At 62.9% G+C, this 16,158-nt stretch carries 15 protein-coding genes and 1 pseudogene; 13 read left to right on the forward strand and 3 right to left on the reverse strand.

Annotated features, from left to right (window positions below):
* The first annotated feature begins 16 nt into the window (after positions 1-16).
* The 7 genes from AB3L03_RS32395 (at position 17) to AB3L03_RS32425 (ending at position 5,624) form a co-directional block, all read left to right on the forward strand.
* Positions 17-523: a hypothetical protein gene (locus AB3L03_RS32395; RefSeq protein ID WP_368507712.1), complete on the forward strand. Its 507-nt coding sequence runs from the start codon at positions 17-19 to the stop codon at positions 521-523.
* The gene (locus AB3L03_RS32400; protein ID WP_368507713.1) at positions 474-1,142 is read left to right on the forward strand and encodes a hypothetical protein; all 669 of its coding nucleotides are present in this window, start codon (positions 474-476) and stop codon (positions 1,140-1,142) included. The genes AB3L03_RS32395 and AB3L03_RS32400 overlap by 50 nt, the downstream gene beginning before the upstream one ends.
* Positions 1,139-2,308 (forward strand): hypothetical protein, encoded by a 1,170-nt coding sequence (locus tag AB3L03_RS32405; RefSeq protein ID WP_368507714.1) that lies wholly within the window; start codon positions 1,139-1,141, stop codon positions 2,306-2,308. Before AB3L03_RS32400 ends, AB3L03_RS32405 begins: the two co-directional genes overlap by 4 nt.
* A 268-nt stretch (positions 2,309-2,576) precedes the next feature.
* Positions 2,577-3,047: a hypothetical protein gene (locus AB3L03_RS32410; protein WP_368507715.1), complete on the forward strand. Its 471-nt coding sequence runs from the start codon at positions 2,577-2,579 to the stop codon at positions 3,045-3,047.
* Positions 3,048-3,394: 347 nt separating this feature from the next.
* Complete coding sequence (locus AB3L03_RS32415) at positions 3,395-3,643, forward strand: hypothetical protein (RefSeq protein ID WP_368507716.1); 249 nt, start codon at positions 3,395-3,397, stop codon at positions 3,641-3,643.
* A gap of 688 nt (positions 3,644-4,331) precedes the next feature.
* Positions 4,332-5,018, forward strand: a complete 687-nt coding sequence (locus AB3L03_RS32420; RefSeq protein WP_368507717.1) for a hypothetical protein — start codon at positions 4,332-4,334, stop codon at positions 5,016-5,018.
* A gap of 78 nt (positions 5,019-5,096) precedes the next feature.
* Positions 5,097-5,624: a hypothetical protein gene (locus tag AB3L03_RS32425; protein WP_368507718.1), complete on the forward strand. Its 528-nt coding sequence runs from the start codon at positions 5,097-5,099 to the stop codon at positions 5,622-5,624.
* Between the two features lie 182 nt (positions 5,625-5,806).
* On the opposite strand, the gene gcvA is transcribed toward AB3L03_RS32425, so the two are convergent.
* Positions 5,807-6,700: a transcriptional regulator GcvA gene (gcvA, locus tag AB3L03_RS32430; protein WP_368507719.1), complete on the reverse strand. Its 894-nt coding sequence runs from the start codon at positions 6,698-6,700 to the stop codon at positions 5,807-5,809.
* 96 nt (positions 6,701-6,796) lie between these two features.
* Here gcvA and AB3L03_RS32435 point away from each other — a divergent pair, with 96 nt between their 5' ends.
* The 4 genes from AB3L03_RS32435 to AB3L03_RS32450 all read left to right on the forward strand — a co-directional run bounded on the left by AB3L03_RS32435 (position 6,797) and on the right by AB3L03_RS32450 (position 9,825).
* A complete protein-coding gene (locus AB3L03_RS32435; RefSeq protein ID WP_368507720.1) occupies positions 6,797-8,230 on the forward strand; it encodes an MATE family efflux transporter in 1,434 nt (477 codons plus the stop codon).
* 157 nt (positions 8,231-8,387) lie between these two features.
* On the forward strand, positions 8,388-8,588 hold the full coding sequence (locus tag AB3L03_RS32440) for a hypothetical protein (protein WP_368507428.1): 201 nt from the start codon (positions 8,388-8,390) through the stop codon (positions 8,586-8,588).
* A 16-nt stretch (positions 8,589-8,604) separates the two neighbouring features.
* Positions 8,605-9,027 carry a hypothetical protein gene (locus tag AB3L03_RS32445; protein WP_368507721.1) on the forward strand — a complete coding sequence of 141 codons (423 nt, stop codon included), beginning with the start codon at positions 8,605-8,607 and terminating at the stop codon, positions 9,025-9,027.
* Positions 9,028-9,384: 357 nt separating this feature from the next.
* On the forward strand, positions 9,385-9,825 hold the full coding sequence (locus AB3L03_RS32450; protein ID WP_368507722.1) for a hypothetical protein: 441 nt from the start codon (positions 9,385-9,387) through the stop codon (positions 9,823-9,825).
* A gap of 795 nt (positions 9,826-10,620) precedes the next feature.
* Here the strand turns inward: AB3L03_RS32450 and AB3L03_RS32455 are convergent.
* Together AB3L03_RS32455 and AB3L03_RS32460 are read right to left on the reverse strand one after the other, a co-directional pair.
* Positions 10,621-11,002 (reverse strand): annotated as a pseudogene (locus AB3L03_RS32455) (hypothetical protein).
* A 53-nt stretch (positions 11,003-11,055) separates the two neighbouring features.
* Positions 11,056-11,277: a hypothetical protein gene (locus AB3L03_RS32460; protein ID WP_368507426.1), complete on the reverse strand. Its 222-nt coding sequence runs from the start codon at positions 11,275-11,277 to the stop codon at positions 11,056-11,058.
* Positions 11,278-11,810: 533 nt separating this feature from the next.
* Between AB3L03_RS32460 and AB3L03_RS32465 the strand changes: the two genes are divergently transcribed.
* The gene (locus AB3L03_RS32465; RefSeq protein WP_368507723.1) at positions 11,811-14,279 is read left to right on the forward strand and encodes a family 16 glycoside hydrolase; all 2,469 of its coding nucleotides are present in this window, start codon (positions 11,811-11,813) and stop codon (positions 14,277-14,279) included.
* Entirely contained in the window at positions 14,276-16,150 is a 1,875-nt protein-coding gene (locus tag AB3L03_RS32470; RefSeq protein WP_368507724.1) for an alpha-amylase family glycosyl hydrolase, read from the forward strand. Before AB3L03_RS32465 ends, AB3L03_RS32470 begins: the two co-directional genes overlap by 4 nt.
* Positions 16,151-16,158: the final 8 nt, after the last annotated feature.

Genomic DNA, 16,158 nt, shown 5'->3' on the forward strand with positions numbered 1-16,158 from the left:
CCCCTGGATCGACAGCATGCACACCGCCCAGACCAGCCAGGACCAAGGACTCGCGCCCGCCATCTGCGGTGGCGGCGAAGCGTCGTGCGCCTACTCGCCCGAGGTCCAGGCCATGCTGCAGCCCGAACCGGGCACGCTGGAGCTGATCGCGCGCGTGGAGGCGCGGCTGGCCGAGATGGCGGATGCCGCACCTGTGCCCGCCGACTGGACCCCGAGCTGGTCCTGGAAGCGTGGCGAGGAGTGGCAAGGATTCCCGTGGGAGCAGGAGGCGCGCCGTCGCGAGGAGATCGCGCCGACGATCGACCACCGCCGGGTCGTCACGCTGTTCGACGCCTACGGCAACGAGCGCGTGATCACCCAGCCTTTGCCGCAGTCCGAGCGCTTCGACCCGGCGACCATCGCCCCGAGGAAGCGCGCTAATTTCGAAAAAAAAATGGCTCAAGCGCAACGCCGACGCCAAGCAGAACCGGAAGATGAGCTCCATGATGGAGCTCGCCAACCGGATCCTCGACGAAGAGCTTGAGGACGAGAAGCCGAAGAGGGCTCGCGCTCCGAAGAAGATCGAGAACGATCCAGTGAAGGCGAAGGCCCAGGCCGAAGCCATCGAGCGCGCCACGTTCAAGCGCGAGAAGCCGGAGCGCGAGCGCCAGCGCCGGGCGGACCGCTTGGAAGTCGGTTTCGTTCAGAACGGCATGGTGATCCGCGCCGACCGCACCTTTATGCCGTTCTCCGACTGCTATAAGGACCCCGACGGCAACGGTACGGCCCTGTCGTCCGAGCTCGGCATCATGGGTCTGGCGCTCTACAACGCCCGCCTGCCGAAGGACGCGCAGTACGGCCTGAACAAAAGGGAGGTCTACGACGGGGCCTCGGAAGAGGCGCTGTTCCTGCGCGACCGCGAGTATCTGACGATTGGCTGGTGGAAGGTCCGGGGCCAGCTCGTCTGTGACCTCGACGGCAAGTGGAAGAGCCTCAAGCAGCTGCGTAGGGACCTCGTCCGCGTGCTCGGCGTCGGCCTGCTGCCGGCCCTGATCGTCTATCGTCTCGACAAGGACGGAAACGTCGAGAATCCACACCTCATCTGGATTCTCCCCCCGGTGCCGAAGTCGGCGTCTGCGGCAAGTCGCGGACGGCCCCGGTGAGAACATTCAACATGATCCAGGACGCGCTCGTCAGCGCGCTGATCCCGCTCGGCGCGGATCCTGGCCACGAGAACAAGGGCAAGACCAAGAATCCGCTGGCGCCCAGGTGGAGCGTCGCCTGCTTCGAGAACTTCCCGGACCTCAAGGATTTCGCCGCCGGCCTGCCGACGCTCGCCGTCGACCGCAAGGCGATGCGCCGCCAGCATGCGAAGCTGAAGAATGCGGGCGAGGAGCTGGCCGAGCCCACGCAGTCCAACTTCCGCTACAACACCATGAACGACTGCTGGAAAGAGGCGATCACCGAAGGATTCCGTACGCACGATCAGGCGTTCCTGTCGGCGCTGAAGGCGCCGTCGTCGACCGCCTACGGCGAATGGCTCAAGGGTGCGGGCATCCCGCTCATCCGCCAGGCCCTCGGCATCCCTCCCGGCGAGGAGCTGCCGGAAGACGTGCGCAAGATCATGCGCAAGCAGCTCAGGTGGCGCTGCGCCAACCGGCCCTCCATCAAGACCCGCTACTACGACGGCGACAACCGCGGCCGCGACGCGCTGGTTCACGAGGCCGAGGGCCTGGTCGGCGCCGAGCTGCCGGAGGCTCGTAAGGCCCAAGGCGGCAAGCGCAAGGAAACGGCGGGCACGATCACCCGAGCCAACCAGGGCGCGGACTCCCGTGCGATCATCCAGGCGCAGCTCGAGCTGTACGCTAGGCTCGGCTTCGACCTCCACGACACGGAGGGTGTCGCCAGCTTCATCATCAGGTCCGGCCGACGTGAGAAGTCTTGCGTTTACAAGTGGCTGAAGGTGCTCCTACCGTCATTCCGCGATGCTTCCAGATATATAGCAAGGAATGATACCGGCTCAATCGAACAGCCTTCCCTCGTCTTCGAAGCCATCGAAGTCGCCATCGTGCCGGCTCCGGCCACCGTTCTCGTGTCCGATGCGAACGTCGCCAGCGCAGCGGTCGCCACCGGCAACACCGACCAGCCCCTCGCTGATCCGTCCTGTCGTCCTGCGGAGCCATCGTCGTCGACGCATGCGTGCCGTCGCCTGCCACGCCACGTCGGTAGTCCACCCTCGCATTCGTCGACGTGGATGCATTGGGGTGGTCGTCGCATCGACATCGACGGCGAGGGTGTGTTGCACGCCGACCACGAGACCGTGCAGTAGGCCGACAGCCGCGAGGCCTGACGCCTCCCGACGCGCAGCCATCGCCGGCAAGCCCGGCCACTCCTAGAATCTCCTCTCCTCGACGTCTGCCGTAGCGCCGCAGGCTGGTGCCATCGATGGCGCAGCACGCTGTGGGCGCGAACGCACCGCCTGCGGCGCCCTGGTCGCATGGCCTCCGGCCTCATCGCCCACTTCGGCTTTGCAGGCGCAGCCCGTAGAATCCCCAGCAGGTGGCCGGTCAGCCGGCTGACATGTTGTGGAGGCAACGATGACGAAACAGAGCATGCTCACCCCGGAGGACGTCGACAAGATCGCGGAGCTCGACGACACCAGCAAGACGATGTTCTTCCGTGACCCCATGCGGCCGGACGCGCGGTTCACCAAAAGCAGTCGCCGCGTCCCGCAGGAGGTGAAGCGGGCCCAGGGCAGGATGCGGACGGCGCGCTGGCGCTCGTCGATGGACCAGCGCACAGCTCCGACGGCCGAGCAGGTGGCCATGGCCATGGTCGTGGCGCTGACGACCATGCCGAACGTCGGAATCCTGAGCGAAGAGGACGTCGCCATCGTGCGGCGCGCGTTCGCCTATCTGAGGGCGAACGGATTCGACGTCGAGGAGGCGAAGTCGACTCTGCGTCGCATGAGAACTCGTCTCGTAGACCCGCTCGACCGTCAGGGTGAAGAATCAGAATCCTGCGGCCCGCCCATCCGGCCGGACGCGTGGGGGCCGGCGCTGTTCTAGAGGCGATTGGCCCGTAGTCATACTGCCGTTGACCTTCGCCGGAACGCCGGCGACCATGATCGCTCTCAGGCAGCCGGATGAAGCCCGGCTGGATGGGTTGACAAACTGGGCCGGGAGACCGGGCCTATTTTTTTGTCGGCACGACAGCGGAGCCCTGTTGACCTTCGCCGGGGCCGGCGCGATCGTCCTGTTGCTGCATGTCGATCCAACTCGCTCCGCGAGGACACGCCGCACCTGAAGCCCCGCAGCACTCACCCCGGTGAGACCCCCTGCGGGGCTTCTCGCGTTCAGGGTCATGTCGACCGGATCGTTTGCTGACGTTGTCACCGGTGACTGACAATGCGTGCATGGACAGCACGCGCAAGCGCACAGGCAAAGACAGGACGGCGGCATACCGGGCACGCCTCGCGGACTCGCGCGAGCCTCCGGCGTACGTCGTCGCCAACGCATGCGCAGCCGCCGTCATCGAGGCAAGGATGAACGGCGAGACCGGCCTCGACCCGGCCATGTTCATCGAGCGCGCAGCCGAGATCGTCGTCGCCGGAGGCAAGTACAGCCAAAAGGGATTCGACAACGTGCTCGCCCGCTTCACATAGCCGGGCAACCGACGCCGGAGGCTCGCATGACGCTCAAGCCGCGCACGCCGATGACGGCGCTCGACGCTCAGGTCTACGGACGCCTGGCGCGGTCTCGATGCAGCCAGCCAGCGCCGACAAGCGCTTCCGAGCCCAACTCGCCGAACGCAACGTCGCGGTCCGCGGACTCGCCGCGGGCGTGCGGAAGCACATGCACGATCTGGCGCACAAGTATCGCAAGCAGATCGGGCGACCGTACGCCGAGATCAAGCCCGAGCCGATCTGGTCCGGCGACAGGCCGACCAGATGGCGTGGGGGCGGTGGAATCGCTCGCAGTGCGTCGTGGGCCACGGCTCGCCCACGCCGGCCCTCATCACGCGCATTGGCACGCCACCGAGGCTCGGCTTCGGGCTGGCAAATGGGTGATTGAGCCTCACCGGTGACGCGTCACGCCTAACGGTCGTCCATAAATAGGGAAGGAAACCACTGCGAGACAGATCGGCTTTTCCGTGGATTTCTGTGAGCGCGACCTGGCTGGGGTGAGGGAGCACGGGATCCCAAAAGCTGCGCATGCGTCACCGCCGTCGCGCGCTGTTTGTGTCCGCGTCGGGGCCATCGCCGTTGTGCATTTAACTCATCTCGTCGCTGCTCGATTGTGTGGCTCGCTTCTTGACCGTCATCCGATTGGAAATTTTCCACAGCTAATCAAATGGCCCTGACGCCCGTGCAGATACAGCGATTGGACGGCTTTCCCTCGGACGGAAGTTTTGATGCAGACCCTCATCCTTGCCGCTCGCAGCTGCCTCTTCGCCGGCAGGAAGGGCCTTCTCTAAATGCCATCCGGGAAAGTCGACAATCGGTGTTGCGTGCCGACTTCTCCGCTCGCGATCGCTTTGCTCGACAGAATCGAAAGTGTATTTTCGAGATAGCGACGCCCGAAGCGCGGCAGAAAGCGAGCATATGCATGGTCATGATCTCCAAAGAGGAGCAGCCGATGATGTCTGAAAGTCAGGAAGTCGCGCACGGAGCCCTCAATGCGGCGCGCGGAATGTTGCACCGGTTTGATCCTAAGCCGGGTGACGGTGCGACGATCGCGCACCTCTACGACCGAGATGCGGGTACGGTCATTTCGGTCTCAGTCGAGAGCAACCACGTTTACGTGGTCGTGCAGGAGGATGCCGCCGTGCGGACGGAAAGTTCCGACCTGCAGACGTACGCGTACACGCCCAATCCGGAGGGACGGATTACGACGTTCCGTCGTAAAGTTTCGAGGCCTCCAACACTGCGTGGTGCATGGAAATGTTGCTGGCGCGATCCAGGTAGCGCGAGGTGGTACCACTCGAATGAGCCGCGTGTCACGTTCGGATACCGGCGGAAATACAGCTCTGCTGGCTGAGCGCTGGACTTGGACAAGTCAGACCCGAGTAATAGGCATGGGCCCACGGATCAAGCCCTCGCCCGAGAAGACCAAGACATGGCGCGTAGTGCCCATCCACTCGCACATCATCGAGCAAGGCCCGAAGGTCAGCGTTTCCTGGACTATGTGGCGCTCCGCACCAAGCTCAAGAAGCCGCTGTTCTACGATCCGGAGCGCCGCCGCGGTGGAACTGTGCGGCATCCGCAATTCCACAAGATCGCCGAACGGATCGGCGAATGGGTGCATGGCCTCGGGATCCCGTACGACGTCAAACCGAACCACGGATGGCGACACCTGTTCAAGAGCGTGGCCAGGCACGTCAAGATGGACCGCGAGGTTGAGGGTTTCATCACGGGCCACCGCCCGAAGGATTCCAATGCGGGCAACGACTATGGAGACCGTTGGATCGAGACCATGGCGGCGGAGATCGAAAAATATCCGCGCTACGACATCCCGGCTCTGAACTCTCCGCCAGTGCCGCACAAGCGGCGTCGACGCACTAACTTCGACGTCGCGGCCGCGAAGGCAGCCAAGCAAAAGCGCAAGGCAGCACGCGCGAGGCGAGCTCCAGATGGTGCTAGTTAACCGGAGGAGGGAGCTGGCGGCGGGGAAAGTGGGAATCTCTCCCCCGATGCCCCCAATGCGCGAAAATCCGCGGAAAACAAGGATTCCTAAAAAGCCCGGCCGAGTTTTGTGACCACCGGTGTGTACCACCTGTTCGGCCGATTCGGCCGTCAATCTCGGCCGATTTGGAGGCGAATGCGGACCTAGTGCTGCAAGGCCAAGCCTTCCATGGCCTCCGCCAGCATCCAATCACGGAACGCCATCGCCGGCGCATTGCTCTCTAGCAACGGCGGATGAACGAGGAAGTGCGATAATGGCAGGCGGCAGTTATGGTCGGACAACCGGACCAATTTGCCGTTGAGCAGATCGGCGCGAGTGACCGAGCGGCGCGCGAGCGCAATTCCTTGCCCGTCGATCGCCGCCTCCATCAGCAGATTCGCATCGGCGAAGGAGTTGCCGACGATCTTCCGGTCGATCTGCACTCCGAGCGATTTGAACCAGGTCGACCAGGGGACGTTCGGATCGATTAACAACCGCTCATTCACGAATGCCGACGGGTCTCGCGTGAACTGCCCTCCGTTGTAGCGCGGGCTGCAGACCGGGAAGATCTCCTCGTCCATCAGCCGGATGGCGTGAAGCCCCTTCCAGGTTCCGGTGCCGAGACGTAACGCGATATCGACCTTGTCCGACTTGAAATTGGCGAGTTGCCGATCCGACTTCACGTTGACGTGGATGTGGGGGTAATGCTCGTTGAATCGGGGCAAGCGCGGCAACAGCCAGCGGGCCGCCATCACCGGTAGCAAGCTCACCGTGACTTCGGCATCCATGGGGGAAGATCTCAGCGAAGTGAGTGCCCCGGTTAGTTCGGCTAACGAGCGCGCAACTCGATCATAGAGACGTCGCCCGTCCGGCGTGGGTACCATTCGGTGCCCCATTCGCTCGAAAAGCTTGATCCCGACCCGCTCTTCGATCTGCCGAATCCTTTGGCTTACCGCTCCATGAGTGATGTGAAGTTCTTCAGCCGCTCTGGAATAGCTGCCATGACGAGCGGCGACCTCAAACACGCGCATGGCTTCGAGTGGCGGTAAACGGACCATTTTTAGATTGTTAGTTTTGCTAACAGAGCGTGTCAATTCATATGGTTGGGCCGCGTTCGGCGGCCGTGGTCATGTCGCTCTCTGCAACGAGAGGAAGTGATCGTGAACGGACCCGCGAATATCGCCGATTCAAAGCCGCACACGGCGCGCATGACGCTGCGCGATGACCGACTTGACGCGCTGCTAGGCCATCCGGTCGCCTTGACGATCCTCCGCTTGGCGGTCCCGAATTCGACCGTGATGCTCGTCCAGGTGCTGATGGGACTTCTCGAGGTTTACTTCATCGCAAAGCTCGGGCTCGACGCTCTCGCCGGAGTGACGCTGGTCTTCCCGCTGCTCGCGCTTACCGTAGCGATCTCCCAGGGTGCGACAGGCGGTGGTATCGTCACTTCGGTGGCGCGGGCGCTAGGACGCGGCGAATTCGCCGAGGCAAGCTCCTACCCTTGGTACGCGATCGGGTTGGCGCTGCCGCTTGGATTGGCAACCACCGCATTCATGTATGGGCTGGGGCCCTTGATCTATCGTGCGATGGGCGGGCATGGCGCTTCGCTACAGATCTCCCTGCAATATTCGACGGTGGTCTTTGGCGGAGCGACGCTGATCTGGACATTCAACTTGCTGATGGCGGCGGTGCGCGGCACCGGAAACTTGCGACTGCCGGTCATTGTAGTGTGCTCAGGCGCAACGCTGCTGGTGCCGCTATCACCGCTTCTGATTTTCGGCGGCTTCGGCATTCCCGCGCTTGGCCCAATCGGCGGTGGCGTCGCACTGTTGATCAACTACGCTCTCGGAACACTTGCCTACGCAATCTACCTGTGGGGCCATATGGGCTTGTTGCGGCCTTCGCCAACCCCACCGCGCCTGGCGCTCGCGCCTGCCTTGACGATCCTCAAGATCGGCGGCGTCTCTGCCATCATCGCGGCGAGCACCAATGTAACGCTGACGCTTGTGACCGCTTACGTCGGCTCCCATGGTATCGCTGCTTTGGCAGGGTATGGCTCAGCCTCACGTCTAGAGTTCCTGCTTGTGCCGATCTCCTACGGTGTGGGCGGCCCGGTCGGCATGGTTGTCAGCGCCAGCCTTGGCGCCGGACTGATCGAGCGTGCGCGGCGCGCCGCCTGGACGGGCGCGGTTATAGGCGCTGCGGTGACCGCCACAATAGGACTCGTCGGCGCGCTGTTAGCGCGCCAATGGATCGGCCTTTTCAACGACGACCCCGCGACCATCCAGGCGGGCGTGCAGTACCTGCACGATGTCGGCCCCTTCTTTGGGTTCTTCGGTCTCGGCTTTGTGCTGTACTGTGTAGGCCAAGCCACCCGGCGGCTCGCGCCTTCGCTGCTCGGAGCTCTGACCCGCGCGCTGATCGCTGCTGCGGGCGGTTATCTGCTGCTACGCTGGAATGCGAGTCTCGACCTGAACTTTTTCGCAGTCTCTGCTGGGATGATGGCGTTCGGGTTGATACCGCTTTCTAGTCTGATGCAGCGCGTTGGCTTCGAAGCCGATGATATCTCCAGCAAGAGAACCAGATAGTCCGCCGGCAAGAACCGACCGGAGCCGCAATCACACTCGCCCCCGACACTCTTGGCTCCCTCATACCTTCGACTGCATTTTTCCCGGAAGCTTAACATGCCTGAATCCCCAGCCGGCAAAACCGGGCTACGCTACCCCTTTCCCTCTGGGGCGCCTCATGTTTGATACGGAGACAACCGCGCTTTTGCGCGCGGTCCTGGACGACGTCTGCGAAAGCGTTTCGCACCGCGAGATTGGAGCACGGACTCACGTCGCTTCGAAAATCCTGGAGGCCGCCACCAGAGGCGAGGTTTCGCCCGATGGGCTAAGGCGGGTCGGCCACGACGCGCTGTCCCGTGCACCCACGATGTGGCGCTGATTGATCCGGAGGGGGCGTGAATTTCCAGGTGACGGTCCTCAAGATCCTGGTGAGCTATCCGGACGGCTTCGCCGTGATGGAGGACCTCAAGCGCGACATGGCGATCCTGGCGACCAGCGGTCGCGACTGGGCGGACCGGACCAAGCGCCTGGCCGCGCGGGTGCCCGATCTCGACATCTTTTCGCACCGGCTGGTCGAACGGATCGTTGGCGGGTGGAAGATCACGGCAAAAGGACGGGCAGTGCTCGAGTTCATGGAAGCCCGCCCCGCTGCGACCGAACCGATCCAGGCGCCTTTGGTCGAGGAGGCTCCGGCGCCGATAGTCGCTGCGACGCAGGTTGCTCCGCTGCGGCAACCCGCTGACCGTGCCAAGCGGCGCCGCGAACGTCGCGAACGGCGGCGCGAGGCGCGCGAACGAGCGAGGGCGAGCGCCTCCTGAAGTGTCCTACAGCGCCGGCAACGCGCGAAAAGAGGAGGACGGGACCCGAACCCGCGCGGTATCGCCAGCCGCTACCGCTCCGGCGGCCCTGACCACGCCCAGCACCCCGCATTTGAATGGAGGGCCCGTTTCCGCCGACGAGAGCAACTGTCGTTTCAAACCGGAAGCGTTTAGCTCCGCGCTGCAATATCGGCGGAGAGCGGCTCCTTCCGCCGGCCTTGTGCTGAGGGGACGCTTCCTTGCTTCCTTGCTTCCTTGCCGCCTTGCCACCTTGCACCGCATCTTAAAAAAGGTGCGGCCTTAGCAGAAACAATCCGTCGCTCGCTCGGTTGAGGAGAATTGCCACGAGCATATGACATGCGTAAGTCAGCTTCAGCGACCGTTCTGTTCCTCTCCTCTTTCCTAGTCGCCGGCTTCGCCCTTGCTCAACAACCCGAGACTGCACCCGGCTCGAACGAGACCCAGACGACTCCTGTTCAGCCGGACCGTACGCCGCAGCAGTCCGATCAGGCGCGCGAGAGGGAGCGTAAGGCCGCTGAAGATACCCGCGTTAAGCGTGACTGGACAACACAGCGCGATGAGGATCGCACGGGTATGGACCGCATGCGTCAGCAGCATATGGGACGTATGATGGAAGATATGGACCATCGCACCACGGGCGGCAATTGGCGGACGCAGCGCGATGATGAAGATATGGACCGTCGCTCGCGATTCCGCGATGAGGATCGGCCGCGTCGCCGCGTCAAAATCTGCTTTGAATATGAAAACGGCGACGAATTTTGTCGTTACCGCGAGTGAGTTGAACGGACGCGCTGTTCTCACGTAACGGTCGCCGCTCCGGTGTCGGGTTGCGTCCTGGTCAGTTGCGAGGTCCCTTGAGGATGTTACGCATCCCGTTCTCACCCCAGCCTTGGCTCCGCTGGAGTGGCCGTGCCTCGCGGCTCTAAGGGGGTCAATGTAGATGCTTCCATGAGAACCGCTGATCTCGCAGCTCCCTTCGTGATCAGTTGTGGAACGCGCATCCAATTCGAGCCGAGCTCGACAGCTCCTTCTCCGAGCGCCGGATCGTCGCCTGCGTGCCGATAGGAGCACTAGACTACCGCGATCGCGGTCATCTGCTCGGCCTTGAACCGGCAGCCGATCGGTCATCCTACGAATGCTGCCTTCTCGGCCCCCGAGGTAGTTCCCGCGCCCCTCTGTAAGGGACTTCTCGCGATGCGTGAGGTTCTGGAGCAGTGTGTGCCTACATTGTATCTTTGGGGCCTCTGTGACGTCGCGGTAGGGCCATGGGGTTCATGCGTCACACCAGGTCACCAACAACAAGGCCGCGACTGAGCCAGAGGTATTTCACCTCGCGCCGGTGAGCTTGGCCATCCTCGATGCGGATCTGAGATATGTTTGTTGCGACCACCTCCTGGCAGAGATGTGCGGAACGCCAGTGTTTGGCATCGAATGTCCGGCTTGGGTCAAGGCGGCTGTCGGCCCCTGAGTGGGACGACTTCCACTCTACCTATCGCTCCAGGCCTACCGCTGCGGTTTGCCAGCGGCGATGGGCAACACGCGACGCCACCGACGCGCGACGCAACGCCGCCGCTACCGAAGCGGGCGGGACCGGCTGAACAAGAAACGGCTGGGAGTGAACTTTCGGGCTACTGCGAGCGCGCTGCCCTCGCACGTTTCGAGCGCGATCTTCTGGGCCAGCATGACGTCTCCAATCGGAAAGGTCGCCAACGGGCAGGAAACACAAGCCGATCCTTGGACGGCCGTTTTCGCCGACCTCGCAGACATTCGCAGCCGCTCCCGCATAGATTCTGTAGCGGTTGCCCGTGTCGCCACCGATTACCTCGAAATAACCCTTCTCCGCGAATTGCCGCCGTTGGACAGGCGAGAGGTAATGCCGCAGCAGCAGCAGCGCGCGTCCTTCCGGAGTGCTCTCGGCGCCGTGTCTAATGAACAGCGCCTTTGCAGCCCTCATCCGTGAGCGTTCATCCGGCCGCGACGGCCTGAACAGCCACACGGCTCAGCAATTCAGCCGCCGACCAGCCGGGGGAAGAAAAGAGTTTCTTCCGCCGTGGGGTCGAACGATCGGATCTGCGACACCTGACCTGAACCGGTCCGGACCGCAGCGGTGAAGCCGACGTTCGTCAGCTCGCGGAACCGCTGCTCCGCCTTGGCTAATTCTCGTGCATCGTCCGAGTCGAAGAAGTGACGGCTGTCGCCGGTACTGTCCATCACGGTCTGGATCGGCATGCGGATCCCTCCTTGTTGATCATGACAGAATATTGTTGAAGCTCCGCAGTTCCTCGATCGCAGCAAAGCTACTAGCTTTCGCGCCTCGCAACCTAGGCTTCGGTATGGTTGTACGCAGATGGCCCGCAAGCCGGGGCGCAGCTTTTTGGACTTCGGCGAACAGCATCAGCCCGCCACAGCGTCACCGGATATGGCCATTGGTCGAAAGTTGGTCCGCATCCTTCAAGGTGATCGAGATGGCAAAGCCGAATGCCGCAACCAGTTCGGTGGCTCGCGACGTAGTAGCGGAGCAGGGCTGGGGGCGTGGACGGTATCCAGCAGCTTGCGCGAAGTTCGGCGGAGCTTCAGCGTTTCTGACTCAACAGGTTCCGGGCTCTTGTGCGAGGATTTGGAACTTGGCGGCCTAAGAGGCCGTCGTCGCACCGGGCCTCGGCAGTGAAAGAAGAGCAATCTGTGAATTAGCTCATTTAAGGTTGAAGGAAGCCGTGTCTTAACACTCAGGCGAGTCCGAGGATTGCACCAGGAGACGGGCAATGCCAATCACTACGGAAACGACCTCGTTCACCAAAGACATTCAAGGCCGCTATCTCTGCAACAATCTCGCGGAAGTTGATGCCTGGAAATCCGCAGGCGGGCGTCCGTTCGATTTCATCATCGTGGGAGGCGGGACGTTCGGTTCTGCGATGGCTGAGCATTTGTGGTTCCGCCAGAAACAAACGGGTGGCGGATTGAGGACGCTGGTCGTCGATGCCGGGATGTTCACCGTCCCTGAGCATGTTCAGAACACGGGGATCCAAGGGTTTGCCGATCCGGCTAATCCGTTCCTTTTGAACGAAAGCCTGCCGCAGCCGGAGCCCCCACGCAACGAGGTCTGGGGAATTCCATGGAAGTCGACTATTCCCTTCAAAGGACTAGCGTACACGCTCGGGGGCAGATCGCTCTATTGGGGCGGTTGGTCGCCTCGTCTGCTGGACGAGGAGATGTTGGGTTGGCCCGCAAACACCGTAGTCGATCTGAACAGCCGCTATTTCGATGAGAGTTCTCGCCAGATCGGTGTCGACGAGGCGAACGACTTCATTTTCGGCGAATTGCAGAATGCGCTGCGTCGCCGGCTCTTCGACAGTTTGTCGAGCGTGCCCGGAGCGTTCGCGCTCGACGCGCTCCCGCCATCTCCGCTGCTGAAGTCGGGCGCCGACCCCGCACAGTTGCTTGGCCTGTCGTCGAGCGGCGGACTTTCGCAAAACGACCTCCTAAACCTGCTGAAGCTGGAAGCGCCGCTGGCTGTGCAGGCGCGCCCGCCACACGCGGGGTTCTTCCCGCTGAACAAGTTCAGCGTCGTTCCGCTGCTGATGAAGGCGGCTCGGACTGCGGCGAGCGACTCCAACGGCAATGATTCGGTCAAGGAATTCATGGTGCTGCCCGACACGCATGTGCTGACGCTGCGCAGCGTCCCCACCGCGGCAGGGACCTGGCGCATCTCAGGCATCGACACTAGTCGAGGTCCGATAGATCTGGCACCCGGTGGTGCCGTTGTCATCGCGCTCGGCACGATCGAGAACGCGCGGCTGGCTCTCGCATCGTTCGATGCCACCGGACTTCCGACCCTGTCGCTCATCGGCAAGAATCTGATTGCGCACCTTCGCTCGAACCTTGTCATCCGCGTGCCGCGGTCGGCGATTTCCGGGCTTTCGCCGGCGGTGAACGAGCTGCAGACTGCGGCCCTGTTCGTGAAGGGACGGGCAACGCGCCCGAATGGTGATCTGATCGGCCACTTCCACCTTCAGATCTCCGCGAGCGGCGGCGGCAACACCAGCGGCGCCGAGGACGAGCTCTACCGCAAGGTGCCCGACGTCGACTTTTTCGATCAGCTGAAGACCTCGACCGACACGCATGTCGCAATTGCAATCAGAGGGCTCGGAGAGATGGAGCCCGCCGATCCGGCCAATCCCGCCGCTCATCCAGGCCGCGTCGATCTGAGCTCGCGGACAGACGAATACGGCGTTCGTCGTGCATCGGTTGCGCTGACACCGACGCAGCGCGATCAGGATCTCTGGGCCGTCATGGATGCGGCGATGCAAAAGGTCGCCGCCGTCTTGGCCAACGGTCAGCCCATGCAGGTGCTCCAGAGCAACCAGGACGGGCTCGGGACGACCCATCATGAAGCCGGGACACTTTGGATGGGCACCGATCCGACCACGAGCGTCACGGACGGCAACGGACGCTTCCATCACACCGAGAACCTGTATGCGGCCGGCCCGGCGCTCTTCCCGAGCATCGGTTCGCCCAACCCGATGCTGACCGGGATAGCGCTCTCGCGCCGCACCGGCGACCTGATCATGACGCCTCCTGCCTTCGCGGCCGAGGCGGGTTTCGAGACGCTGTTCGATGGCACCTCTCTCGGGGACTGGACAATGTCGATGATCAGCAACCAGCCCGGCCGGGACGACCCTGGCTCGTTCCGGGTCCGGCGCGGGGTTCTCGAGGCACGAACGGGGACCGATCTGGGGCTGCTCTGGCTGAAGCGCCGGACGCCGCCTCGCTATGTTTTGCGGCTGCAATGGATGACGACGGCGCCGGACGACAATTCGGGCGTCTTCATCGGCTTCCCGGACCCCCGGAACGAGGGCTACGACAACACGGCCTATGTCGGCGTCAACTTCGGCTTCGAGATTCAGATCGACGAACTGGCCCGGCCGGACAATGCGCCCATCCACAGGACGGGTGCGGTCTACTCCTTCAAGGGGCCGACCGACGGTCCGCTGACGGTCCATCCGGTGGGAGAATGGAACAGCTATGAGATCACCGTCGATGGTGCCGACATCACCGTCGCGCTGAACGAGCAGACGGTGAACATTTTCCATTTCGCGGGCGATCCGCAGTCCCCGCGCCGCGGGCTGCCGTCCACCGCTCAGGACCCGCGCTTCATCGGCCTGCAAACTCATACGGGTCGCGTGCTCTTTCGCAACATTCAGTGGAAGTCGTTGGAGGGTCTCGTGGCATGAACCTGATGCCACTCGGATCCTTGGGCGCCGTGGAAAGCAACGGCGCGGTGACGTTCGGACTCTGGATGCCCTGGGTGTCGGCGGCCGACGGCAACGTCGTCACCGTGAAGATCATCCATGAGGCGGACCAGTTCCTGCAGGAGATGCCGGCCCGGGAGTTTCGGCTGGCGCACAGCGTTCGTGCTCCATATGGCGACTTCTGGTCGGTCACGGTCCCCGTCGCCGGGACGCCGCCCGCGGTGCCGGGCTCGGCCTGGGGCAGTCCGGGTCGCTATGTCTATCGCTACACCATCACCAACCCGAACGTCGGAACGCTCGACTGGATCGTCGACCCATTTGCGCGCGAGTTCGGTGTCGGCAGGCAATCCGCCTTCACTCTGGGCTACCAGCCCTACCTCTGGAGTGCCGGCGAGGCGCAATGGCGAACGCCCGCGCTGGCAGACCTGATCCTGTATGAGGTGAACATCGCGGAGTTTGGCAACGACCTCGACCGGGCTCGCGGGCTGGTCGCCTACCTCGCCGACCTCGGGATCAACGTCATCGAGATCATGCCGCTGTCCAACGTCGGCAACTCGGTCGATTGGGGCTATCTGCCGATCGGCTATTTCGGCGTCGACGAGCGTTTCGGCAAGCGGTCGGATTTCCAGCAGCTAGTCGACATCTGCCACCAGCACGGGATCGCGGTGATCGTGGACGTCGTCTATGGCCATACGGGCGTGGATTTCCCGTACTACGACGCCTACACGCGGCTGCGGTACCGCGATAATCCGTTCATGGGGCCGTTTGCCAAGGACTACTTCAGCAACTTCGGCAAGAGCACGGATTTCAATCGGGAGATCACGCGGGACTACTTTTTTACGGCCAATCACCATTGGCTCGAAGTCTATCACGTCGACGGCTTTCGCTACGACTGCGTTCCGAACTACTGGGACGGGCCGATGGGCGTGGGCTATGCGAGCCTGGTCTATGAGACGCACCAGCTGACCAGGGCGAACATCGCGGCGGGTCGCCCGTACTGGAGCCGCTTCGACGCAGGCGCCGGCAAGCCGGTGACCCTCGTGCAGATGGCCGAACAGCTCGAAGCTCCGGAGGAGGTGCTGCGCTCCACCTATTCCAACTGCACCTGGCAGAACGGCACCTACGGCGCGGCACGCGCGGTGGCCCAAGGGGATCGCGGCCGGCTCGCCGACCTCGGTCTGCAGCTTGGTCTCTTCGGCTACCCCGACCGGGAGACCGTCAACGGCGACGCCATTCCCAAGACAGCGCTTCAATATGTCGAGAACCACGACCACGAACGCTTCCTGTGCAACTTCGGCACCTCCAATCCGGACGAAGCCGGCAATCCGCTGTTCGCCGAGGGCGACCGGGCGCGCTGGTACATGCTGCAGCCCTATTTGATCGGCCTGCTGATGAGCAAGGGGATTCCGATGCTCTGGCAAGGCGAGGAATTCGCCGAAAACTATCATCTGCCCGATTTCGGAATGGGCCGCGTCTCTCTGCTGCGGCCATTGCGCTGGGATTTCTTCTACGATGAGTCCGGCCGGCCGATCGTGAGCTTGGTCCGCAAGCTACTGCGAATTCGGCGGCAGCGCGACCACATTCGTCAGGGCACGTACTTCTTCTTCAATGACTGGGACCGGTATCAGCAGTTCGGTGTTCTTCTGTTCGCCCGCTACGATGGCGGTCGCTACACCTTGGTGGCCGTGAATGTTGGCGATACCGACCGGACCGTACCGTTCTGGTTTCCGATAGGCGGGGATTACGTCGAAGAGCTGCATGGCGGCGCTCTAGATCTGGGGAACGTGCCTTCGCTTCAGCGAATAGATCTGAATATCCCATCGCACTATGGACGGATCTGGACGTTGACGTAGGCGCGCGG

This window comes from Bradyrhizobium lupini, assembly GCF_040939785.1.
GTDB lineage: Bacteria > Pseudomonadota > Alphaproteobacteria > Rhizobiales > Xanthobacteraceae > Bradyrhizobium > Bradyrhizobium canariense_D.

What these genes read in the sequence shown, in the direction of transcription:
- AB3L03_RS32395 (WP_368507712.1), top strand. Translation starts at nt 17, where the DNA reads ATGCACACCGCCCAGACCAGCCAGGACCAAGGACTCGCGCCCGCCATC.
- AB3L03_RS32400 (WP_368507713.1), top strand. Translation starts at nt 474, where the DNA reads ATGAGCTCCATGATGGAGCTCGCCAACCGGATCCTCGACGAAGAGCTT.
- AB3L03_RS32410 (WP_368507715.1), top strand. Translation starts at nt 2,577, where the DNA reads ATGACGAAACAGAGCATGCTCACCCCGGAGGACGTCGACAAGATCGCG.
- AB3L03_RS32415 (WP_368507716.1), top strand. Translation starts at nt 3,395, where the DNA reads ATGGACAGCACGCGCAAGCGCACAGGCAAAGACAGGACGGCGGCATAC.
- AB3L03_RS32420 (WP_368507717.1), top strand. Translation starts at nt 4,332, where the DNA reads ATGGCCCTGACGCCCGTGCAGATACAGCGATTGGACGGCTTTCCCTCG.
- AB3L03_RS32425 (WP_368507718.1), top strand. Translation starts at nt 5,097, where the DNA reads ATGGCGCGTAGTGCCCATCCACTCGCACATCATCGAGCAAGGCCCGAA.
- gcvA (WP_368507719.1), bottom strand. Translation starts at nt 6,700, where the DNA reads ATGGTCCGTTTACCGCCACTCGAAGCCATGCGCGTGTTTGAGGTCGCC.
- AB3L03_RS32440 (WP_368507428.1), top strand. Translation starts at nt 8,388, where the DNA reads ATGTTTGATACGGAGACAACCGCGCTTTTGCGCGCGGTCCTGGACGAC.
- AB3L03_RS32450 (WP_368507722.1), top strand. Translation starts at nt 9,385, where the DNA reads ATGCGTAAGTCAGCTTCAGCGACCGTTCTGTTCCTCTCCTCTTTCCTA.
- AB3L03_RS32460 (WP_368507426.1), bottom strand. Translation starts at nt 11,277, where the DNA reads ATGCCGATCCAGACCGTGATGGACAGTACCGGCGACAGCCGTCACTTC.
- AB3L03_RS32465 (WP_368507723.1), top strand. Translation starts at nt 11,811, where the DNA reads ATGCCAATCACTACGGAAACGACCTCGTTCACCAAAGACATTCAAGGC.
- AB3L03_RS32470 (WP_368507724.1), top strand. Translation starts at nt 14,276, where the DNA reads ATGAACCTGATGCCACTCGGATCCTTGGGCGCCGTGGAAAGCAACGGC.